We start from the raw sequence: 19171 nt of genomic DNA on the forward strand, positions 1-19171 counted from the left end.
GCGAAGAACGAAAGATTGCAAGCTTTCATTCTTCCATTCTTCGCGTTCGACATCCGAACCTTTCCCGGAAATCAGGTCAACTGTTCGCGGCTCAGCCAGAACACCTCGCCGAAGCTGCTGGCGGTCTGCAGCCACAGGAAGTCGAGGTCGGGGAACTCCGCCTCCAGCACCTCGCGGCCGCTGCCGAACTCGCAGAGCAGGCCGCCCTCCGGGTTGAGGTGCTTGGGCGCCTCCTTGAGGATGCGCTTGACGATGTCCAGCCCTTCGCGGCCGCCGCCGGCCAGGGCCATGGCCGGCTCGTGGCGGTATTCGGGCGGCAGGTCGGCCATGGCGTCGGCGGCGACGTAGGGCGGGTTGGTGAGGATGACGTCGTAGCGCCGGCTCTTCAGCGGCTTGAACAGGTCGCCCTGGTGCAGGGTGATGCGGTCGGCGAAGCCGCTGTCGTCGACGTTGCGCCGCGCCACCTCCAGCGCCTCGGCCGAGAGGTCGACGGCGTCGATCGCCGCCTCCGGGAAGATGTGGGCGGCGAGGATGGCGAGGCAGCCCGACCCGGTGCACAGGTCGAGCACCCGCTCCACCGCGGTGGGGTCCTCCACCAGGGTGAACTCGTCGCCGCCGAACAGGTCGGAGAACAGCAGCTCGCCGATGTAGGAGCGCGGGACGATCACCCGCTCGTCGACGTAGAACGGAATGCCCTGGATGTAGGCGCGGTTGGTCAGGTAGGCCGCCGGCTTGCGGGTGGTCACCCGCGCCTCGACGATCTCCGCCACCGCCCGCCGCTCCGGCGTGGTGAGGCGCGCGTCGAGATAGGGCTCGAGCTGGTCGATCGGCAGCTTGAGCGTCTCCAGCACCAGGAACACCGCCTCGTCGTAGGCGGTGGCGGTGCCGTGCCCGAAGGCAAGCTCGGCCGCGCGGAAGCGGCTGACGGCGTGGCGGATGAAGTCGCGGACGGTCAGCAGCTCGGCGGCGGCGGTCGCGGAATTGACGTCGATCACGGGGTCGGTCACGGGCGGGCACCGCGGATGGTGGGGATGCCCGCCGGATGTACCAGTTCGGCCGCCGGCCGGCAATCGCGCGAAGGGGCCCGCGCCGGGGCCGGGCTATTTCCCGTCCGGCGCCGCCGCGGCCCCGCCCAGCAGGGCCTGCAGGCGGCGGCGGTAGGCCCCGCTCAGGCCGAACTCGCGCGCGCCGTCGAGCAGGAAGGCGGCGTAGCCGTCGCGGCAGCGCGGCCCGGGGGTGCCGTTGGCGTCGATGTAGACGAGGGCGTCGAGCGTCGTGCCGTCGGGGCGCCGCACCGGCAGGGTGTGGCGGGCGTAGCGGCCGGCCAGGCCGACGCCCTCGGCGCGGTCCAGGCTCGCCTCGTCGTCGGGGCCGACCAGCCACAGCACGCCCTCGACGGCGCCGCCGGCCCGCGCCACCAGGGTGGCGACGCCGCGGTGGTTGATGACGAGGTCGAAGCCCTCCAGCACCGCCGGGCCGACCGGCCGGTGGTCGCGGCAGCGGCCGTCCATGCGGCGGCGGCACATGTTGGACCCGTAGGCGAAATAAGGGCGCATGGGGGCGCTCCGATGGCGATCCGACGCCCCTGGGTACACCAGGCGCCCGCCCGCCGCCACCCCGCCTCCGCCGGATAATCATCAGTAATGTGATTGACAGCATGCTGAGCAGTTTGCTAGTTCAAAACCACGGTGCGGGTCGAAGTCCCGGCCCCTCCCGGACCAGACGTCGACGCGGGGGAGGCCGGGCCGTAAAGAAGAAAACCCGACCCGAGCTAGGGACATCGACCGGGGATCTGGAGACACCCATGAAATTCCTGAAGGACGTACTGGCCATCGGCGCCATCCTCGCCCCCCTGGCGGGCGCGACCGCGGCGAATGCCGAAGAGTTGAAGATGGGGCTGATCACGCCGCCCCAGCACGTCTGGACCAAGGCGGCGCAGCATTTCGCCGACGCGCTGAAGGAAAAGAGCGGCGGCGCGCTGACCGTGGCGATCTTCCCCGGCGGCCAGCTCGGCAACGAGCCGGAGATGTTCCAGCAGATGCAGACCGGTCTGCTCGACATGGGCATCATGACCGCCTCCCTGACCAGCCTGCGCGAGCCCAGCATCACCGCCTGGTTCTCGCCGTTCCTGTTCGGCGACGTGACCGAGGCGATGGCCGCCACCAAGACGCCGGCTGCCCAGGAGATGCTGAGCGGCCTGAAGAAGGTCGGGCTGGAGGGGCTGGGCTACACCTTCGCCGGCATGCGCCACATCCTGCTGCGCGAGCAGCCCGTCACCGCGCTCGACGACCTCAAGGGCAAGAAGATCCGCATCGTCCCGTTCCCCGCCATGAAGGCGTGGTGGGAGGCGACGGGCGCCGTGCCGACCCCGGTGCACCTGCCGGAGATCTACCAGAGCCTGCAGAACGGCCTGCTCGACGGCGTCGACATCGACCTCGACGCGCTGGTCGGCTCGAAGTTCCAGGACGTCGCCAAGGGGCTGACCCTGACCAGCCACATGGCCTTCCCGGCGGTCGCCGTCTACAGCTCGACGCGCTGGCAGTCCCTGTCGCCCGAGCACCAGAAGCTGGTGCGCGAGACCATGGACGAGACGCTGCAGTGGGCCAACGCGGCGCAGATCGAGGCGGAGAAGAAGAATCTCGCCGCCCTCGAGGGCGCGATCAAGGTCGTCAAGCTGGACGACGCCAAGGCGACCTTCGCCAAGGCCAACGAGGCGTTCGCCGCCCAGTTCGGCTCGATGCCGCTGGTCAAGGCCTTCCAGGAGCAGGTCGGCGCCGCGCGCTGACCCGTGCCCGAGACGGGGGCCGCCCCACCGGGGGCGGCCCCCCGACGCTTTCGCCGGAGAACGCCCCATGCTTCGAACCGCGGCTCGGCTGGCCGCCGGCTGGAGCCGGCTGCTGGCGGCGACCGAGATGGCCGTGTGCAAGACGCTGATCGTCGTCTTCACCGTCCTGCTCATCGTCAACGTCGGCCTGCGCTACCTCCTCAACGCGCCCCTCTTCTGGGCCGAGGAGCTGGCCGTCTACATTCTGATCTGGATGGCCTTCCTGGCGATCTCGGTGACCATCCACGAGGACATCCAGGTGCGCATGACCCTGCTCAGCGACTGGCTTTCGCCGGCGTCGCGGCGCCTGCTCTACATCGTCACCGAGACGGCGACGGCGCTCATGCTGGGCACCATCCTCTGGCACTCGGTGACCTGGATCCTCTCGCCCTCGGCGTCCTTCGACTTCGCGGTGACGCTGGGCTGGCCGAAATGGCCGTTCTTCCTGATCATCCCCGTCTTCTCGGCGGCGGCGCTGTGCCATGTGCTGGCGCACCTGCTGCGCGCCGTCGTCGAGGCGGCGGCCGGCGAAGCGGAGGTCGCTCGGGCATGAGCATCGTCGCCACCTTCGTCGTGACCTTGGCGCTCGGCCTGCCGATCGCCTTCGTCCTGATCGCCTCCACCTTCGCCTTCGTCTTCAGCACCGGCAACTTCCGCCTGCTGGACTCGCTGCCGCAGATCCTCTTCAACTCCATCGAGGTGTTCGACCTGCTGGCGATCCCGCTGTTCATCCTGCTGGGCGAGCTGATGAACGAGGGCGGCATCACCCGGCGCATCGTCGTCGCGGCGCGGGCGTGGCTGGGGTGGATGCCCCACTCCATCGCCTACGTGTCGCTGTGCGCCAACCTGCTGCTGGCCTCGATCATGGGCTCGGCGACGGCGCAGATCGCCATCATGAGCCGGGTCATGGTGCCGGAGATGGAGCGCGACGGCTACAGCCGCACCTTCTCCGCCGCGCTGACGGCGGCCTCGGGCCTGCTCGGGCCGATCATCCCGCCCTCGATGATCTTCATCATCTACGGCGTCATCGGCCAGGTCTCCATCGGCGCCATGTTCGTCGGCGGCATCCTGCCGGGCCTCCTGCTGTTCGCGCTGCTGTGCGTCGTCATCGCCGTCGGCGCGCGCCTCGCCCACGACGGCCGCACGCGCTCGGGCGGGCGGGAGGACCTGTGGCGGGCCACCGCCGGGGCGCTGCTCACCCTGTCGATCCCGGCGGTGATCGTCGGCGGCATCTCGCTCGGCATCGTTACGCCCACGGAATCGGCGGCGGTGGCGACCCTGCTGGCGGCGGTGATCGGCGGCGTCGTGTTCGGCGAGCTGAAATGGGCGCACCTGTCGCCGGCGCTGGCCCGCACCGCCCGCAACACGGCGACGGTGCTGTTCCTGATCGCCTCGGCCAAGGTGTTCGGCTGGGTGCTCACCTTCAACCAGGTGCCGCAGACCGCCGCCGCCTGGCTGCAGGGGATGACCTCGGACCCCACCACCTTCATGGTGCTGGTCTTCGTCTTCCTGATGCTGGTGGGCATGGTGCTGGACGGCATCGCCGCGCTGATCGTGCTGGTGCCGATCCTGCTGCCCATCGCCACCGGGACCTACGGCATCGATCCCGTGCATTTCGGGGTGATGACCTGCCTGACCCTGACGCTCGGGCTGCTGACGCCGCCCGTCGGGGCCGGCCTGTTCGTCGCCGCCGCCATGAGCGACGCCAAGCTCGGCAGCCTGACCAAGGCGATCATGCCCTTCATCCTGGTGACCTGCGCGGTGATCCTCGCCGTCGTCTACGTGCCGGCCCTGACGTCGGCCCTGCGCTGACGTCCCCCGCTTCCCCCCTGTGGACCCTCATCGGAGGACTCCGACCATGACCGACAGCCCCATCCTCATCGCCGGCGGCGGCATCGGCGGACTGGCCGCCGCGCTGGGCCTCGCGCGCAAGGGCCTGTCCAGCGTCGTCCTGGAGCAGGCCGCCGAACTCGGCGAGATCGGCGCCGGCATCCAGATCGGCCCCAACGCCTTCCACGCCTTCGACTATCTCGGCGTCGGCGACGCCGCGCGGAGCAAGGCGGTCTACATCGACCACCTCATGCTGATGGACGCGGTCAAGGACCGCCGCATCGCCGCCATCCCGCTGGACGAGCCGTTCCGCCGCCGCTTCAAGAATCCCTACGCGGTGATCCACCGCGCCGACCTGCACGGCGTCCTGCTCGACGCCTGCCGCGCCGACGCGCGCGTCACCCTGCGCACCCGCGCCGGCGTCGAGCGCTACGAGCAGGACGGCGACGCCGTGACGGCCATCCTGAGCGGTGGCGAGCGGGTGGCCGGGCGGGCGCTGATCGGCGCCGACGGCCTGCACTCCAAGGTGCGCGCCCAGCTCGTCGGCGACGGCGCGCCGCGGGTGTCCGGCCACACCACCTTCCGCTCGGTCATCCCGACCGAGCAGATGCCGGAAGACCTGCGCTGGAACGCCGCCACCCTGTGGGCCGGCCCGAAGTGCCACATCGTCCACTACCCGCTGAAGGGCGGCAAGGTCTACAACCTCGTCGTCACCTTCCACAGCGACGCCACCGAGCCGGTGGCCGGCCAGCCGGTGAGCCAGGCCGAGGTGGCCGCCGGCTTCTCCCACGTGGCCGAGCGGCCGCGCCGCATCCTGGAATGCGCCGACACCTGGAAGAAGTGGGTGCTGTGCGACCGCGACCCCGTCGCCGGCTGGGTCGACGGGCGGGTGGCGCTGCTCGGCGACGCCGCCCACCCCATGCTCCAGTACCTGGCCCAGGGCGCCTGCATGGCGCTGGAGGACGCGGTCAATCTGTCGCACCACGTGGCGGAGTCCGGCGGCGACCTGCACGCCGCCTTCACCACCTACAACCGCGAGCGCTTCATCCGCACCGGCCGGGTGCAGATCAACTCGCGCCTGATGGGCGAGTACGTCTACCACCCCGACGCCGGGCGCGCCGCCCTGCGCGACGCCATCCTCGGCTCCTCCACGCCGGAGCAGCACTACGACCGGATCGCCTGGCTCTACGGGGTCACCGGTCTCGGCGCCGCCATCTGAGGAGAGGAACCCGCCATGTCGCTTCACGAGAAGCCCCAGGAGACGCCGGAACGGCGCGAGTACTACGCCCGCATCGACACCCGCAACTACACGGCGCTGTGGTCGGTGCTGAGCAGCATCATCACCCCGGAGCCGCGCAGCGGCTGCCAGCCCTATCTCTGGACCTTCGCCGAGGCGAAGGCGCTGCTCCTGGAGGCCGGCCGCCTGATCACCGCCAAGGAGGCGGAGCGCCGCGTCCTGATCCTGGAGAACCCCGGCCTGCGCGGCCAGAGCCGGATCACCACCTCGCTCTACGCCGGCCTGCAGATGGTGCTGCCGGGCGAGGTGGCGCCGGCCCACCGCCACAGCCAGTCGGCCCTGCGCTTCGTGCTCGACGGCAGCGGCGCCCACACCGCGGTGGACGGCGAGCGCACGGTGATGGAGGTCGGCGACTTCGTCATCACCCCGGCCCAGGCCTGGCACGACCACGGCAACGGGAGCGGCGAGCCGATGATCTGGCTGGACGGGCTCGACATCCCGACCGTGTCCTTCTTCGACGCCTCCTTCGCCGAGTCCTACCCCGACGACGAGCAGCCGGTGACCCGGCCGGCCGGCGATTCGCTGGCCCGCTACGGCGCCAACATGCTGCCGGTCGACCATGAGCCGGCGCGCCCGACCTCGCCCATCTTCAACTATCCCTACGCCCGCACCCGCGAGGCGCTGGAGCGCATGCGCACCGGCCAGGCGTGGGACCCCTGCCACGGGCTGAAGATGCGCTACGTCAACCCGGTCGACGGCGGCTCGCCGATGCCGACCATCTCCGCCTTCATGCAGCTGCTGCCCAAGGGCTTCGAGACGGCCGCCTACCGCTCCACCGACGCCACCGTCTACGCCGTGGTCGAGGGCAGCGGCGAGAGCACCATCGACGGCCGGACCTTCGCCTGGGGCCCGAAGGACATCTTCGTGGTGCCGAGCTGGAAGCGGGTCAGCCACCGCGCCGACGCCGATGCCACCCTCTTCAGCTTCTCCGACCGCGTCGCCCAGCAGAAGCTGGGGCTGTGGCGCGAGGACCGCGGCAACCACTGACATCCGCTCCCGAATGCTCCCTCCCCTGCGACGCGGGGGAGGGGCGGGGCGGGGCAATCGACTCTTCCGAACGACGACAACGACCACAGGGACACCCGCCATGACCTCCTGGATCTTTCCGCCGCCGCCGGCCGTCTCGGTCGCCGTCACCGGCACCGACGCCCGCTTCCCGGTGCGCCGCGTCTTCTGTGTCGGCCGCAACTACGCCGCCCACGCCCGCGAGATGGGGCGCGACCCCGACCGCGAGTTCCCGTTCTTCTTCACCAAGCCGGCCGACGCCGTGGTGCCCGACGGCAGCGCCATCCCCTACCCGCCGGAGACCAAGAACTTCCAGTACGAGATCGAGCTGGTGGTCGCCATCGGCAAGGGCGGCTTCGACATCCCCGTGGAGCAGGCCCTCGACCATGTCTTCGGCTACGCCGTCGGCAACGAGCTGACCCGGCGCGACCTGCAGCTCGAGGCGCGCGAGAAGGGCCGTCCCTGGGATTGGGGCAAGGCCTTCGACAAGTCGGCGGTGATCGGGCCGATCCGTCCGGTGTCGGAGATCGGCCATCCCGACAAGGGCCGCATCTGGCTGGCGGTCAACGGTCAGGTCAAGCAGGACCAGGACATCGCCGACCTCATCTGGGACGTGCCGGAGATCATCTCGATCCTGTCGCGCTCGATGCGGATCGAGCCGGGCGACCTGATCTATTCCGGCACGCCGGCCGGCGTCGGCCCGATCGTCGTCGGCGACCGCGTGACCGGCGGCGTCGACGGGGTCGGCACCCACGACATCACCATCGTGGCGCCGGAGGGGGCATGACGGCCCCGGCGACCATGGCCGGGGTGGTCCTGCACAACTTCTTCCGCAGCTCCACCTCGGTCCGGGTGCGGGCGGCGCTGAACCTCAAGGGCATCGCCTACGAGTACCGCGCCTACGCCCTGCGCAAGGGCGAGCACCGCAGCGCCGGCTATCTCGCCCTCAACCCGCAGGGGCTGGTGCCGGCGCTGGAGCTGGAGGACGGCACGGTGCTCGCCCAGTCCCTGGCGATCATCGAGTATCTCGACGAGGTGCGGCCGGAGCCGCCGCTCCTGCCGGCCGAACCGCTCGCCCGCGCCCGCGTGCGGTCGCTGGCCTACGCGGTGGCCTGCGACATCCACCCCGTCAACAACCTGCGCGTCCTGCAGTACATCGAGACGCGCTTCGGGGCGGACGAGGCGGCGGTGACGGCGTGGTTCCGCCACTGGGTGGCCGAGAGCTTCGGGCCGCTGGAGAGCCTGCTGGCGGGCAGCCCGGAGACCGGCCGCTTCTGCCACGGCGACTCGCCGACCCTGGCCGACCTCTGCCTGTTCGCCCAGGCCGTCAACAACGTCCGCTTCGGCGTCGACATGGCGCCCTATCCGACGATCCGGCGGATCGTCGAAGCGTGCCGGGCGCTGCCGGCGTTCGAGCGGGCGCTGCCGCAGAATCAGCCCGACGCGGCCTGACCGGGCGGCGGCAAGGGGGCCGCGGAGGCGCTTCAATCCGCGGCCCCGCTTCTGTATTGCTGTGCACCATGGGCGCACACCTGTCTTCGAGGTCCGGGAAGCCATCATGATGAGCAAGGGAACCGGCACCGCCGGCGAGCATGCCCTGACACAGGCGAATGGGCTGCCGGGCAATCTGCTGCGGCGCTGCCATCAGATCGGCGTCGCGGTGTTCCTCGACCATTGCCGGCCCTTCGACCTGACGCCGCTGCAGTATGTGGCGCTGGCGGCGCTGGAGGAGCACGGGCCGGTCGACCAGGTGACCCTGGGCGGGCTGATCGCGCTGGACCGCACGACGGTGGCGGTGGTGATCCGGAAGCTGGAGGAGCGCGGTCTGCTGCAGCGGCGCCGCTCGGTGGAGGACCGCCGCTCCATCCTGGTCGACATCACCCCGGCCGGCCAGTCCCTGCGCGCCGCGGCGGGACAGGCGGTGCTGGCGGCGCAGGACGACATCCTGAAGCCGCTGACCGCCGGCGAACGGGCGGAACTGGCGCGCCTGCTGACCAAGCTCGCCGACGGCAACAACACCCGCAGCCGCGCCCCGGTGCGCCGCCGCGCCCGGCCCGGCGCGGCCGCCGCGGCGCTCTGACCGGGTGCCGGCAAGCCACACCGTCGCGTTCACACAGGTCGGCCGCGCGCGGGCTTCCTTCTCTCCCCCGGCCCTGCCGGGGGAGAGCGGGGCCCGGCCGGAGGGCCGGAGGGTGGGGGCACGGTGTGGGCGGGCAGGGGGGACCGACCCGACCGGTTTGTCCGTCGCGCCGCGGCACCCGCGGCGCCGCGAGGTCTCTCGGCCGCTCCGTCAGCCGTAGCGCTGTTCCGGAACCGCCTCCACGAAGGCGACCGGCAGCACCTGGACCGTGCCGCCCGCGCGCTCGTCGGCGGTGGCGTCCTCGCACAGGCGGGCGAAGGCTTCGGCCTGGACCCGTCCCGCTTCGTGCACGGCCATCAGGCGACGGAGGTCGGCCAGCGCGGCGGCCATCTCTTCCCGCTCGGCGGCGCAAACATCGGCCTTCGCCTGCGCCTCGGCGACGCGGGCGAGAGCCTCGGGCGTGCGGTGAAGCGTCAGGATCTGCGCCATGGTGTCCTCCATCGTTCGACCCCCGCATCCAACCATATTAACGTTTCATTAGCCATATTCTCGAGGCAGCTTGACCGGTGACCTTTGTGGGACGCGGCGGCCAAGGCCGTTGCGCGGATGGCGCGCCAGCGTCCCAACCGACGCAGTGGGCCCGAGGGCCGGCCGCCGACCGCCGAGGTGTCCCGGCCGGAGTCAATCCCGGTCCGGCGCCCCGGGCGGGAACAGCGGCCGGTAGGGCCGCGCCTCCTCCACCGCGCGGGCGAAGGACGGCCGCGCCAGCAGGCGTTGCCGGTAGGCGCGCACGGCGGGACAGGTCTCCGGGATCGGCTGCACCCAGTCGGCGTAGAACAGGGCCGGGGCGGCCGCGCAGTCGGCGAGGCTGAAGGCGTCGCCGGCCGCCCAGGTCCGTCCCGACAGCGCGCCGTCGAGCCAGCCGTAGGCGGTGTCGAGCAGGGCACGCGCCTTCCGCACGCCCGAGGCGTCGCGGTCGGCTTCGTCGCGCAGCGCGTCGAACACCACGGTCTGCATGGGCGTCATGACGTAGAAGTCGAAGACGCGGTCCATGGTGCGCACCGGCAGGGCGGCGCGGGCGTCGTCGGGGACGAGGCGCACCGGACCGGGATGATGCAGGCCGAGATGCTCGATGATGACGGAGGACTCGAGCACCGTCCGCTCCCCGTCCACCAGCAGCGGCATGCGCTGGATCGGCCAGAGCGCGGCGAACGCCCCTGCGGCCGCCGGATCGTCGGGGCCGAGCGTCCGGAAGGTGAAGGGAAGCTCGTTCTCGTACAGCGCCACCAGCACCTTCTGGCAGTAGGACGAGAAGGGATGGCCGTAGAGCGTCAGGTCCAAGGCGGCCTCCTCAGGCGGTGCGGTCGCGGCGGTAGTGCAGGATGACCGCCCCGGTGTCGAGCGGACGCGCTTCGACGAGCGCCAGGCCGAGGCGCGGCAGGCCCGGATCGAACAGCCGCTTGCCGTCGCCCATCAGGCCGGGCGTCACCATCAGCCGGTATTCGTCGATCAGGTCGCCGGCCACCAGGCTGTTGGCGAGGCCGGCCCCGCCGAAGCAGAAGACGTCGCCCGCCGCCGTCTCCTTGAGCCGCGCCACCGTGTCGGCGAGGTCGTCGGACGCCAGGTCGGCGTTCCAGCCGGGATCGCCCGACAGGGTGCGGGAGACCACCGTCTTCGGCAGGCGGTTCATGGTGGCGGCGTAGGCGATGCCGGCGGCCGGGCTCTCCGGGTCGGTCTCGGCGGCGCTCCAGAACCCCTTGTTGAACAGGAAGTTGGTGCGTCCATAGAGGAGGTGGCCGGCGCGGCCGAGGGCGTATCCGGACCAGTGCCGCTCCAGGTCGTCCGACCAGGCCGGCGGCACGAACACGCCCCCGGGCGCCTCGATGCAGCCGTCGAGGCTCATGAACATCGACAGGACCAGCGTCGCCATGGTGTCTCTCCTCCACATTCTGCTTGCAATTTGCAAGCAGTTGCATCCTGTCGGGACTGATCCTACTTTGCAAGCGGTTTTTGAACGGCCTTCGGGAGCGACATGACGGACACCCACCGCTCGGGCTGCCCGATCAATCTGGCGCTGGAGGTGCTGGGGGACCGCTGGAGCCTGATCGTCATCCGCGACGTCATGTTCGGCAACCGGCGCCATTACCGCGACCTGCTGAACGGCTCCGAGGAGCGCATCGCCTCCAACATCCTGGCCGACCGGCTCAAACGGCTGGTCGCGGCGGGGCTGCTGACCAGGCGCGACGATCCCAGCCACCGGCAGAAGGCGATCTACAGCCTGACCGAGCCGGCGATCCAGCTCGTCCCGCTGCTCGCCCACATGGGCGCCTGGGGACGCCGCCACACGCCCGTCACGCCGGAGCTGGCGATCCGCGCCCAACTGCTGGAGGAGGGCGGGCCGCCGCTCTGGGACGCCTTCATGGACGAGCTGCGGACCCTGCACCTCGGCGCCCCAGCCGCCGGCCCCTCGGTGCTCGCCCGGCTCCGCGCGGCCTACGAGGCGGAGCTGGCGCGCCGCCGCGACGGAGCCGGTTGACTCCAGGATGCTGGATGCGCATTCTTGGATCATGGAATCGCGCGAACCGACCATCGACGCCCGTCTGGCGATGCGCCTGAAGCGGCTGCGGACGGAGCGCGGCCTGACCCTGGAGGGCCTGGCCGAGCGGTCCGGCGTCAGCCGCTCGATGATCTCGCTGGTGGAACGCGGCGAGAGCAGCCCCACGGCGGCCGTGCTCGACCGGCTGGCCGCCGGCCTCGACGTCACCATCGCCGCGCTGTTCGCCGACGCCGTGTCGGCGGATGCCTCGCCGCTGGCCCGGCGCGCCGACCAGCCGGTGTGGCGCGATCCCGGCACGGGGTACGTGCGCCGCAACCTGTCGCCGCCCGGCTTCCCGTCACCGCTCGAGCTGGTGGAGGTGGTCCTGCCGCCCGCCGCCCGCGTCGCCTACGACACCCCCGGCCGCGCCGTTCCGGTGCACCAGCACATCTACGTGCTGGAGGGGGCGCTGGCGATGACGGTGGGGAACGACCGCCACGTCCTGGCGGCCGGCGACTGCCTCGCCATGCGGCTCGACCGCCCCATCGCCTTTCACAACCCCGGCGACCAGCCCGCCCGCTATCTCGTGGCCCTCGCCAGCGAAGCGGCGCCGGGCGGTCCCCGCCGCTGAGGAGTCCCGCCCGTGAGCCCGGACCTGCGTGAGGACGCCATTCTCATCCATCGTCTGTCCGCGACGGAGGTCCGGGCACGGGCCGCCGCCCTGGCCGAGGTGCTGGCCGACTGCGTCGCCGGCGGCGCCTCGGTCAGCTTCCTGGCGCCGCTCGCCCCGGGCAAGGCGCTGGCCTTCTGGCAGGGCGTCGCCGACGGGGTGGAGCGCGGCGAGCGCATCCTGCTCGCCGCCGAGGACGCGGCGGACGGGGCGCTGGTCGGGACGGTCCAGGTGGTGCTGGCCCAGCCCGAGAACCAGCCGCACCGCGCCGACGTGGCGAAGATGCTGGTGCACCGCCGGGCCCGCCGCCGCGGCGTCGGCGCCGCCCTGATGCGCGCCGCCGAGGACGCCGCGCGGACGGCCGGCAAGACCCTGCTGGTGCTCGACACCGCCTCGCCCGACGCCGAGCGCCTCTACGAGCGGGCGGGCTGGAGCCGCGCCGGGACGATCCCCGGCTACGCCCTGTGGCCCGGCGGCGGCCTGTGCGACACCACCTTCTTCTACAAGCGCCTGGGGTAGGGGACCGTCAGAGCGGGATCACTCCAGGTGGAATCACCTGGAGTGATCCCGCTCTAGACGAGGCGCCAGCGGTGCAGCCGCTCGTAGTGGGGGCGGGCCGCCTCGGCGACCCGCAGGAGATCGCCGGCCAGCGCCGGCGCGCGGGGCGGCGGCGGACCGAAGCCGGTCGAGCGCTCCACCGAGGCGTACCAGTGCGGCGCCCACACCCCGTCGGTGGCGCGCCGTCCCGCCGGCCAGCGCAGCATGGCCGCGGTGAAGGGAACGTCCAGCGCGGCGCAAAGCCGGGCCAGCGCCGCGGCGGGATCGTCCAGCACGTCGCGGGCGTCGACCACCGGCGGCGCCCGGCCGAGCCGGTCCGCCTCGCGGTCGAACAGCTCGGCCTGGCGGACGACGCCGATGTCGGCGAGGTCGACGCTGCCGCGGCGCTCGACGTAGGACGCCACCACCTCGGCCGGGTCGCGGATCAGGAAGGCGTTGCGCACCCGCCCGGTCCAGCCGAGGTCCACCGCCGGCACCATGTGGTGGGTCATGTGCTTCTGGTAGAACACCGGCCGGCCGCCGGGGACGGGGGCCTCGGTCAGCGCCGCCGCGACGGTGCGCCAATCCGTCGGCTGGCTCGCCAGCACCGCCTCGCGGCCGGGGTGGTCGAGCCCGGTCGCGGCGAGGTAGACGGCGTAGAAGGGCTCGTCCACCACGGCCGTGTCGGGCCGGTTCTCCCAGGCCCGCATCATGGCGGTCGAGATGTTGCGCGGCCCCGACCACATGGCGATGCGGACGGACCCGCTCACGACGCCGCCTCCTGGGATATCCACGCCTCGTAGCGGGCGGCCAGCGCCCGCGTGAAGGGGCCGGGGCGGCCGTCGCCGACGGGCCGTCCGTCGATGCGGGTGACCGGGGTGATGCCGCCCAGCGTGCCGGTGACGAAGGCCTCGTCGGCGGCGTAGGTCTCGGCCAGGGTGAAGTCGGTCTCGCGCACGGGGTGGCCGTCGGCGCGCGCCAGCTCCAGCACCTTGCGCCGGGTGATCCCCTTGAAGTTGTAGCGGCCCGTGGAGGTCCACAGCGCGCCCTTGCGGACGACGAAGAAGTTGGTCGAGTTGCAGCTCGCCACGAAGCCGTGCGGGTCGAGCATCAGCGCCTCGTCGGCGCCGGCGTCGATGGCCTGGATCAGCGCCTGGATCAGGTTGAGCCGGCTGTGCGAGTTGAGGCGGAGGTCGAAGACGTCCGGCGCGCTGCAGCGGAAGGTGGAGGTGAAGAGGGCGAGGCCGTTCTCCTTGGTCTCCGGGCGCGGCCGCTTGTACTCGGCGACCACGACGATGGTGGCCTTGCCGAGGACGAAGCGGGGATCCTGGTTGACCGTCTTCTTGCGGCCGCGGGTGATCATCAGGCGGATGTGGACGCCGTCCTCCATGCCGTTGCGGGCCAGGGTCTCCCGCACGACGGCGGTCAGCGCCGCGCGGTCGAGGCCGATGTCGAGGCGGATGGCGTTCGCCCCCTCGTAGAGCCGGTCGAGGTGGTCGTCGAGCGCCAGCAGCCTGCCGCGGACCAGCCGCAGCCCCTCCCACACCCCGTCGCCCAGCACGAAGCCGCTGTCGAAGACCGACACGGTGGCCTCGCCGCGCGGCACGAACGCCCCGTCCACATAGACCAGGACACCGTCGTTGCGCGGGTCGTCCACGTAGCCCTGCGCGCTCTCCTTCGCCATGCCGTCCGCTCTCCTTGGGGATTCGCTCGCGTCATGGTCGCCGGTTCGGCCCCGCCGGTCAAAGCCCTTCGCCGCGCCCGGCCGTCACCCGGCCGAGGACCGGCGGCTCGCCCGTGCCGTCGGCGCGCAGCAGGATGGCCTCTCCGAACGCCGGATAGAGGCCGGTCAGCGCGGTGATGGTGACCTGATGGGTGACCAGGACGACCGGCGTGCCGTCGCCGGGCAGGGCGGCCAGCAGGCGCCGCACCGCCGCCACCGTCGCCTCCCGCTCCCCGGACCGGCCGAAGAAGGAGTTGAGCGCCGGCTCCTCCGTCACCGGGCCGAGCCGCAGGAGGCGGGCCGTCTCCAGGCACCGGCACCACTGGCTCGACAGCACCCGCGCCTCGCGGATGCCGAGATCGCGCAGACGGTCGCCCATGCGCCGGGCCTGGGCGCGGCCGCCGTCGTCGAGGTTCCGCTGGGTCGCGCAGTCGCCGAGGCGGAATCCCGGCGGGTCGCCGATGCCCGGCGCCTCGGCGTGGCGCATCAGCACGACGCTCCCCGCGGGGACGCCGATGACCGGCGGTTCGGCCGCGGCGGTGCCGACGGCGAGCAGGGCGACGGCTCCCATCAGGGCCGCCGTTACGCCGCGGCGGGCGAAGACGCTGCCCGTCATGGCCGCCTCCCGTGGCGGTGGTTGCTCCCGGCCATGATCTTGTCCGCGTCTCGGCGCCGACCAGCCCCGGGCTGGAGTCCCCGTGGGCGTGTCGGCCGTGCCGCGGCCCCCCGTGTCCGGAATCGGCGGCGGGCCGTCCGGAAGGCGGTCTGCGGCGAATCGACGCGAAGCGGCTCTGGTATGGTAGTCGATTGAGGTGAATCAACCTGGGTCCCGCCGGCCGGGCGTAACGATGTCCGGGCGGCCTCCCGGACAGGAACGGGCCGCGTTGGTCATCGCAGGAGTTCCGGCCATGGACCGTACCGATACGGAAGGCGAGTACGTCGAACAATTGATCGCGGAGTGCTGCGGCGGCAAGGCGGCCGTCCTGCGCCCGCCGGAACGGGCGGCCTTCGCGACCCTGTTCGCCGACGTCCTGTGGCACGAGGGCATCGAGGCCCTGACCCCGGAACGGCTCGACATCCTGCTGGACTTCGTGTCGCATCGCCTGCCCAGGGCAGCCTGATCCGACCGCACCGCTCCCCTCCGCCGGCGCACCCCGGCCCGGCTCATCCGCCCGGCTCGTCGGGGGCGGTGCCGCCGGGGACCTGCGGGGCGACGAGCGCCAGCACGTCCGGCAGCATGGTGCGGACGAACGCGTCCCGCCCGTCCGCCCCGGCCAGCGCGTCGAACTCGCCCGCCAGCGCCAGGTGCGAGAAGCCGTGCACCAGGGACCACGCCCCCAGCGCGGTGGCGAAGACCGGGCGGTCGAGGGGGCGGTCCGGCCCGACACCGGCGACGTCGCGGATCGCCGCCTCCAGCGCGGCGAAGGCGGCGCGTCCGGCGGCCACCAGCCGCGGGTCGTCCGCCCGCAGCCGTTCCTTCCGGAACATCATCTGGAAGCGCGCGGGGTAGGCCAGCGCGAAGCGGACGTAGCCCATGCCCTGCTCGCTCAGCCGCGCCGCCGGGTCGGCGCCGCCGCGCCGGGTGCCCTCCTCGAGATGGCGGGTCAGCTCGTCGAAGCCGAGGATCGCCACCTCGGTCAGCAACCCGGCGACGTCGCCGAAATGGTGCGCCGGCGCCGCCGGCGAGACACCGACCCGGCGCGCCGCCTCGCGCAGGGTGAAGCCCTCGACGCCTTTCTCGCCCAGGATCTCCTCGGCGGCGGCGACCAGCGCCGCCCGCAGGTCGCCATGGTGGTACCGCTCCCGGGCGGAGCGGTCGGGCGGATTCGGGGGATCGGCTTCGGCCATCGGGAATCTTGACACTGTTCAATTGCCGCACCATGGTTCATCCGAACACTGTTCAGATGAAAGGACGGGCCATGTTAGCGGATCTGTTCCGGGCCGGAAACGCGCTCGCCGCGCTCGGCTGGGCGGCTCTGGTCCTCGCCCCGCTGCTTCCCCGCTACCGCGCGCCCGTGCAGCGGGCGGCCGGGCTGGCGCTGCCGGCGGTCCTCGGCGCCGCCTATCTCGTGCTGGTCGGCCTGCGCTGGTGGGGGGCCGACGGCGGCTACGGGTCGCCCGAGGAGGTCCGCCGCCTGTTCGACGATCCGGGCATGCTGGTCGCCGGCTGGTTCCACTATCTCGCCTTCGACCTCTTCGTCGGCGGCTGGATCGCCCGCGAGGGCGAGCGCGCCGGCGTGCCCCACCTCGCCCTGGTGCCGAGCTACGCCCTGACGTTCCTGTTCGGCCCCGTCGGCTTCCTGCTGTTCCTCGCCACCCGTTCGCTGCGGTCCGGCATCCCGGCCCTGCGCACCCACGGAGGCTGAGCCATGGCGTCCTCCCTCCTCTGGGCCACCGCGCGCCCGCGTCCGCCGTCCCGGACCGGCCTGGCCGGCGAACTCCTCGGGCGCCAGCCCGTGCTGGCCTGGTTCGGCCTGATCCTCCTCGCGGCGCTGGTGCCGGCCGGCGCCGCCTGGGTCCTCGACGGCCGCACCCTCGACGGCGTCAGCGTCTGGGCGAAGCCGATGAAGTTCCTGGCGGCCATCGCCCTGTTCTCGCTGACCACGGCGTGGTTCTACGGCTATCTCCCCGAAGGGCGCCGCCGTGCCGCGGTCCCGCGCCTCCTGGTGTGGACGGTGGTGGCGACGGGGACCTTCGAGATCGCCTACATCGCCTGGCAGGCCGGCCACGGCGAGGCGTCCCATTTCAACCGCAGCACGGCGTTCCACACCGTCATGTACGCGCTGATGGGCATCGGCGCGCTGCTGCTGACGGCCACGGCGCCGGCGCTCGCCCGCGAGATCGCCCGGCACGGCGACCGCCGGCTGGCTCCTGCCTTCCGCCTCGCCGTCGTGCTGGGCCTGGTCCTGACCTTCGCGCTCGGCGCCACCGAGGGCCTCTTCATGAGCGCGCAGTCCGGCCACGGCGTCGGCCCCGGGGCCGGCGCCGGCGGGCTGCCGGTGGTCGGCTGGTCGACCACCGGCGGGGACCTGCGGGCCGCGCATTTCCTCGGCATCCACGCCCAGCAGATCGTCCCGGCGGCGGGCGCCCTGTTCGTGCACCTCCTGCCGCGCCTCGCCGTGCCGGCGGTGTGGGCGTTCGCCGGCGGCTACGCGGCCGTGACGGTGATGGTCTTCGCGCAGGCCCTGCTGGGGCTGCCGCTGCTGGCCCTCTGAGGCCGGACCGGAGCGGACGGCGCGCAAGATCGGACGCCGCCGCCGCCGCCCGTTCATGCGGCCGCTTGCGAACGCGCGCGCGCGGGCAATATGATTGGGCGGCTGGGGGCATCGCCCCCGAACCTGGGTCGCCGTGGTGGGCATGCGCCTCATCCCTCTCATCGCCTTGGCGTTGTTCGGCTTCATCCTCGGTTGGGGAGGTGCTGCCATGCCCGGGGCCGCCATGGGCGCCGCCGTGGGGACCGCCCTGGCCGCCACGCCCCACCATGCCCCGGCCGCGGGATCGGACGCCGTCGGCGACTGCGCGCCGGAACACCACGCGTATGGCGACCGCCAGGGCCGGGGCGGGCACGAGACCCGGGGTGGGGAGAGCGAGGACCACGCCAGTCACACCCACCAGGGGTGCTGCGCGGCGGCGTGCGGCCTGTCCGCCCTGGCGCCGGCCCATGTCCAGGTGACCCCCGTCGTGTGGACCGCCGCGCCCGTGCAGGCCGTCGGCGACGACAGGCTCCGCGACCGCTCCGTCGCCCCCTTGCGCCGGCCCCCCCGAACGACGGCCCGCAGCCAGCCCGCGTGAGCGACGCGGGCTGAGGCCCGCTGCGCCCGTCCCGCCTGCGGGACGAGCCGCGCCCAGCGTCGATCCCCCGCCGCCGATCGGGACCCCTGGTCCGTGAGCGTCCGGCTGCTCCCGCCTCCCGCGCGGGCGCACCCCGGCCGCCCGGCGTCCAGCCCCGTGCCCAGGCGGTGGCGGATCGCTCGCCGACGGCCCGTCGATCGCGTCCGGTTCCGGCCCGCATCCTGGCCGCGGCCGGACGGAGAGGTTCCGGCGGCCGGCTTCCACGTCGGAACGGTCGCCCTATGAAGGACACCCGAGATGGTTCTGAACACCCCCACCCTGAACGCCCTGGCCGCCCTGTCCCTCGGTGCCGGCCTGCTCGCCGCGCCGTCCCTCGCCGTGGCCGGTCCCGGCGAGGCCGGCCACGGGCACGGCACCGCCGCCATCGGCGGGCCCGCCAAGGCGTCCGCCAGGACGCGCACCGTCCAGGTCACCATGGGCGACAACTACTACGAGCCGGAGTCCCTTCGGGTGAAGGCCGGCGAGACGGTCCGCTTCGTCGTCAAGAACACGGGCGAGCTGCTGCACGAGTTCAGCATCGGCACCGCCGCCATGCACGCCGAGCACCAGGAGGCGATGGCGACGATGGTGGAGCACGGCATGCTGACCGCGACCGGCGTGAACGAGTCGATGATGGCCATGGATCATTCCGGCATGCCGGGAATGGGCCACGCCATGGCGCACGACGATCCGAACAGCGTCCTCGTCGAGCCCGGCAAGACCAGGGAGCTGACCTGGAGGTTCACCGGGGATGCCCCCCTCGAGTTCGCCTGCAACATCCCCGGACACTACGAGTCCGGCATGGTCGGCAAGGTCGGCGTCGAGCGTTGAGGGAGGA

General features: G+C 72.4%; 25 protein-coding genes. 16 read left to right on the top strand and 9 right to left on the bottom strand.

The genetic code is table 11. From position 1 onward, the window contains the following. Positions 1–71: 71 nt before the first annotated feature. Together prmB and ACSBPG_RS10210 are read right to left on the bottom strand one after the other, a co-directional pair. Positions 72–1007, bottom strand: a complete 936-nt coding sequence (gene prmB, locus ACSBPG_RS10205) for a 50S ribosomal protein L3 N(5)-glutamine methyltransferase (RefSeq protein WP_435537049.1) — start codon at positions 1005–1007, stop codon at positions 72–74. A 93-nt stretch (positions 1008–1100) separates the two neighbouring features. Further along, positions 1101–1556 (bottom strand): gamma-glutamylcyclotransferase family protein, encoded by a 456-nt coding sequence (locus ACSBPG_RS10210; RefSeq protein ID WP_435537050.1) that lies wholly within the window; start codon positions 1554–1556, stop codon positions 1101–1103. Between the two features lie 248 nt (positions 1557–1804). Here ACSBPG_RS10210 and ACSBPG_RS10215 point away from each other — a divergent pair, with 248 nt between their 5' ends. The 8 genes from ACSBPG_RS10215 (at position 1805) to ACSBPG_RS10250 (ending at position 9036) form a co-directional block, all read left to right on the top strand. Then, the gene (locus ACSBPG_RS10215; RefSeq protein WP_435537051.1) at positions 1805–2785 is read left to right on the top strand and encodes a TRAP transporter substrate-binding protein; all 981 of its coding nucleotides are present in this window, start codon (positions 1805–1807) and stop codon (positions 2783–2785) included. A 67-nt stretch (positions 2786–2852) separates the two neighbouring features. After that, positions 2853–3377 (top strand): TRAP transporter small permease, encoded by a 525-nt coding sequence (locus ACSBPG_RS10220; RefSeq protein WP_435537052.1) that lies wholly within the window; start codon positions 2853–2855, stop codon positions 3375–3377. Next, entirely contained in the window at positions 3374–4636 is a 1263-nt protein-coding gene (locus tag ACSBPG_RS10225; protein ID WP_435537053.1) for a TRAP transporter large permease, read from the top strand. The genes ACSBPG_RS10220 and ACSBPG_RS10225 overlap by 4 nt, the downstream gene beginning before the upstream one ends. 46 nt (positions 4637–4682) lie before the next feature. Then, on the top strand, positions 4683–5873 hold the full coding sequence (locus ACSBPG_RS10230) for a 3-hydroxybenzoate 6-monooxygenase (protein ID WP_435537054.1): 1191 nt from the start codon (positions 4683–4685) through the stop codon (positions 5871–5873). Positions 5874–5888: 15 nt separating this feature from the next. Beyond that, positions 5889–6938 (top strand): gentisate 1,2-dioxygenase, encoded by a 1050-nt coding sequence (gene gtdA / locus ACSBPG_RS10235; protein WP_435537055.1) that lies wholly within the window; start codon positions 5889–5891, stop codon positions 6936–6938. Between the two features lie 100 nt (positions 6939–7038). Then, complete coding sequence (locus ACSBPG_RS10240) at positions 7039–7743, top strand: fumarylacetoacetate hydrolase family protein (RefSeq protein ID WP_435537056.1); 705 nt, start codon at positions 7039–7041, stop codon at positions 7741–7743. After that, positions 7740–8408, top strand: a complete 669-nt coding sequence (gene maiA / locus ACSBPG_RS10245; RefSeq protein ID WP_435537057.1) for a maleylacetoacetate isomerase — start codon at positions 7740–7742, stop codon at positions 8406–8408. Before ACSBPG_RS10240 ends, maiA begins: the two co-directional genes overlap by 4 nt. Positions 8409–8514: 106 nt before the next feature. After that, positions 8515–9036: a MarR family winged helix-turn-helix transcriptional regulator gene (locus tag ACSBPG_RS10250; protein WP_435537058.1), complete on the top strand. Its 522-nt coding sequence runs from the start codon at positions 8515–8517 to the stop codon at positions 9034–9036. A gap of 210 nt (positions 9037–9246) precedes the next feature. Here the strand turns inward: ACSBPG_RS10250 and ACSBPG_RS10255 are convergent, their stop codons facing one another. The 3 genes from ACSBPG_RS10255 to ACSBPG_RS10265 form a co-directional block, all read right to left on the bottom strand. Then, positions 9247–9525, bottom strand: coding sequence for a hypothetical protein (locus ACSBPG_RS10255; protein ID WP_435537059.1), 279 nt, complete (start codon positions 9523–9525; stop codon positions 9247–9249). A 192-nt stretch (positions 9526–9717) separates the two neighbouring features. After that, positions 9718–10377: a glutathione S-transferase family protein gene (locus ACSBPG_RS10260; RefSeq protein ID WP_435537060.1), complete on the bottom strand. Its 660-nt coding sequence runs from the start codon at positions 10375–10377 to the stop codon at positions 9718–9720. 10 nt (positions 10378–10387) lie between these two features. Then, positions 10388–10966 (bottom strand): dihydrofolate reductase family protein, encoded by a 579-nt coding sequence (locus ACSBPG_RS10265; protein ID WP_435537061.1) that lies wholly within the window; start codon positions 10964–10966, stop codon positions 10388–10390. Between the two features lie 102 nt (positions 10967–11068). Here ACSBPG_RS10265 and ACSBPG_RS10270 point away from each other — a divergent pair, with 102 nt between their 5' ends. From ACSBPG_RS10270 to ACSBPG_RS10280, 3 genes are read left to right on the top strand one after another with little or no spacing between them, the layout of a single operon-like run. Further along, a complete protein-coding gene (locus ACSBPG_RS10270; RefSeq protein WP_435537062.1) occupies positions 11069–11572 on the top strand; it encodes a winged helix-turn-helix transcriptional regulator in 504 nt (167 codons plus the stop codon). A gap of 31 nt (positions 11573–11603) precedes the next feature. Continuing rightward, positions 11604–12203, top strand: a complete 600-nt coding sequence (locus ACSBPG_RS10275; RefSeq protein WP_435537063.1) for a helix-turn-helix domain-containing protein — start codon at positions 11604–11606, stop codon at positions 12201–12203. Between the two features lie 12 nt (positions 12204–12215). Further along, positions 12216–12761, top strand: a complete 546-nt coding sequence (locus ACSBPG_RS10280; RefSeq protein ID WP_435537064.1) for an N-acetyltransferase family protein — start codon at positions 12216–12218, stop codon at positions 12759–12761. Positions 12762–12814: 53 nt separating this feature from the next. Here ACSBPG_RS10280 and ACSBPG_RS10285 read toward each other — a convergent pair whose 3' ends face one another. The 3 genes from ACSBPG_RS10285 to ACSBPG_RS10295 are packed head-to-tail and all read right to left on the bottom strand — an operon-like array spanning position 12815 to position 15118. Beyond that, the gene (locus ACSBPG_RS10285; RefSeq protein ID WP_435537065.1) at positions 12815–13549 is read right to left on the bottom strand and encodes a hypothetical protein; all 735 of its coding nucleotides are present in this window, start codon (positions 13547–13549) and stop codon (positions 12815–12817) included. Next, positions 13546–14463, bottom strand: a complete 918-nt coding sequence (locus ACSBPG_RS10290) for an aminotransferase class IV (RefSeq protein ID WP_435537066.1) — start codon at positions 14461–14463, stop codon at positions 13546–13548. Before ACSBPG_RS10290 ends, ACSBPG_RS10285 begins: the two co-directional genes overlap by 4 nt. A gap of 58 nt (positions 14464–14521) precedes the next feature. Beyond that, on the bottom strand, positions 14522–15118 hold the full coding sequence (locus ACSBPG_RS10295; RefSeq protein WP_435537067.1) for a histidine phosphatase family protein: 597 nt from the start codon (positions 15116–15118) through the stop codon (positions 14522–14524). Between the two features lie 292 nt (positions 15119–15410). Here ACSBPG_RS10295 and ACSBPG_RS10300 point away from each other — a divergent pair, with 292 nt between their 5' ends. Beyond that, on the top strand, positions 15411–15623 hold the full coding sequence (locus ACSBPG_RS10300) for a hypothetical protein (protein WP_435537068.1): 213 nt from the start codon (positions 15411–15413) through the stop codon (positions 15621–15623). Between the two features lie 43 nt (positions 15624–15666). Here ACSBPG_RS10300 and ACSBPG_RS10305 read toward each other — a convergent pair whose 3' ends face one another. Then, positions 15667–16350 (bottom strand): TetR/AcrR family transcriptional regulator, encoded by a 684-nt coding sequence (locus ACSBPG_RS10305; protein ID WP_435537069.1) that lies wholly within the window; start codon positions 16348–16350, stop codon positions 15667–15669. A 71-nt stretch (positions 16351–16421) separates the two neighbouring features. Here ACSBPG_RS10305 and ACSBPG_RS10310 point away from each other — a divergent pair, with 71 nt between their 5' ends. The 4 genes from ACSBPG_RS10310 (at position 16422) to ACSBPG_RS10325 (ending at position 19164) form a co-directional block, all read left to right on the top strand. Further along, entirely contained in the window at positions 16422–16868 is a 447-nt protein-coding gene (locus tag ACSBPG_RS10310) for an ABA4-like family protein (RefSeq protein WP_435537070.1), read from the top strand. 3 nt (positions 16869–16871) lie between these two features. Then, positions 16872–17717: a hypothetical protein gene (locus tag ACSBPG_RS10315; RefSeq protein ID WP_435537071.1), complete on the top strand. Its 846-nt coding sequence runs from the start codon at positions 16872–16874 to the stop codon at positions 17715–17717. Positions 17718–17925: 208 nt separating this feature from the next. Continuing rightward, positions 17926–18294, top strand: a complete 369-nt coding sequence (locus ACSBPG_RS10320; protein ID WP_435537072.1) for a hypothetical protein — start codon at positions 17926–17928, stop codon at positions 18292–18294. 297 nt (positions 18295–18591) lie between these two features. Further along, a complete protein-coding gene (locus tag ACSBPG_RS10325) occupies positions 18592–19164 on the top strand; it encodes a cupredoxin domain-containing protein (RefSeq protein WP_435537073.1) in 573 nt (190 codons plus the stop codon). Positions 19165–19171: the final 7 nt, after the last annotated feature.

The sequence above is a fragment of the Azospirillum sp. ST 5-10 genome (assembly GCF_051225715.1).
In the GTDB taxonomy this organism is placed as follows: Bacteria; Pseudomonadota; Alphaproteobacteria; order Azospirillales; family Azospirillaceae; genus Azospirillum.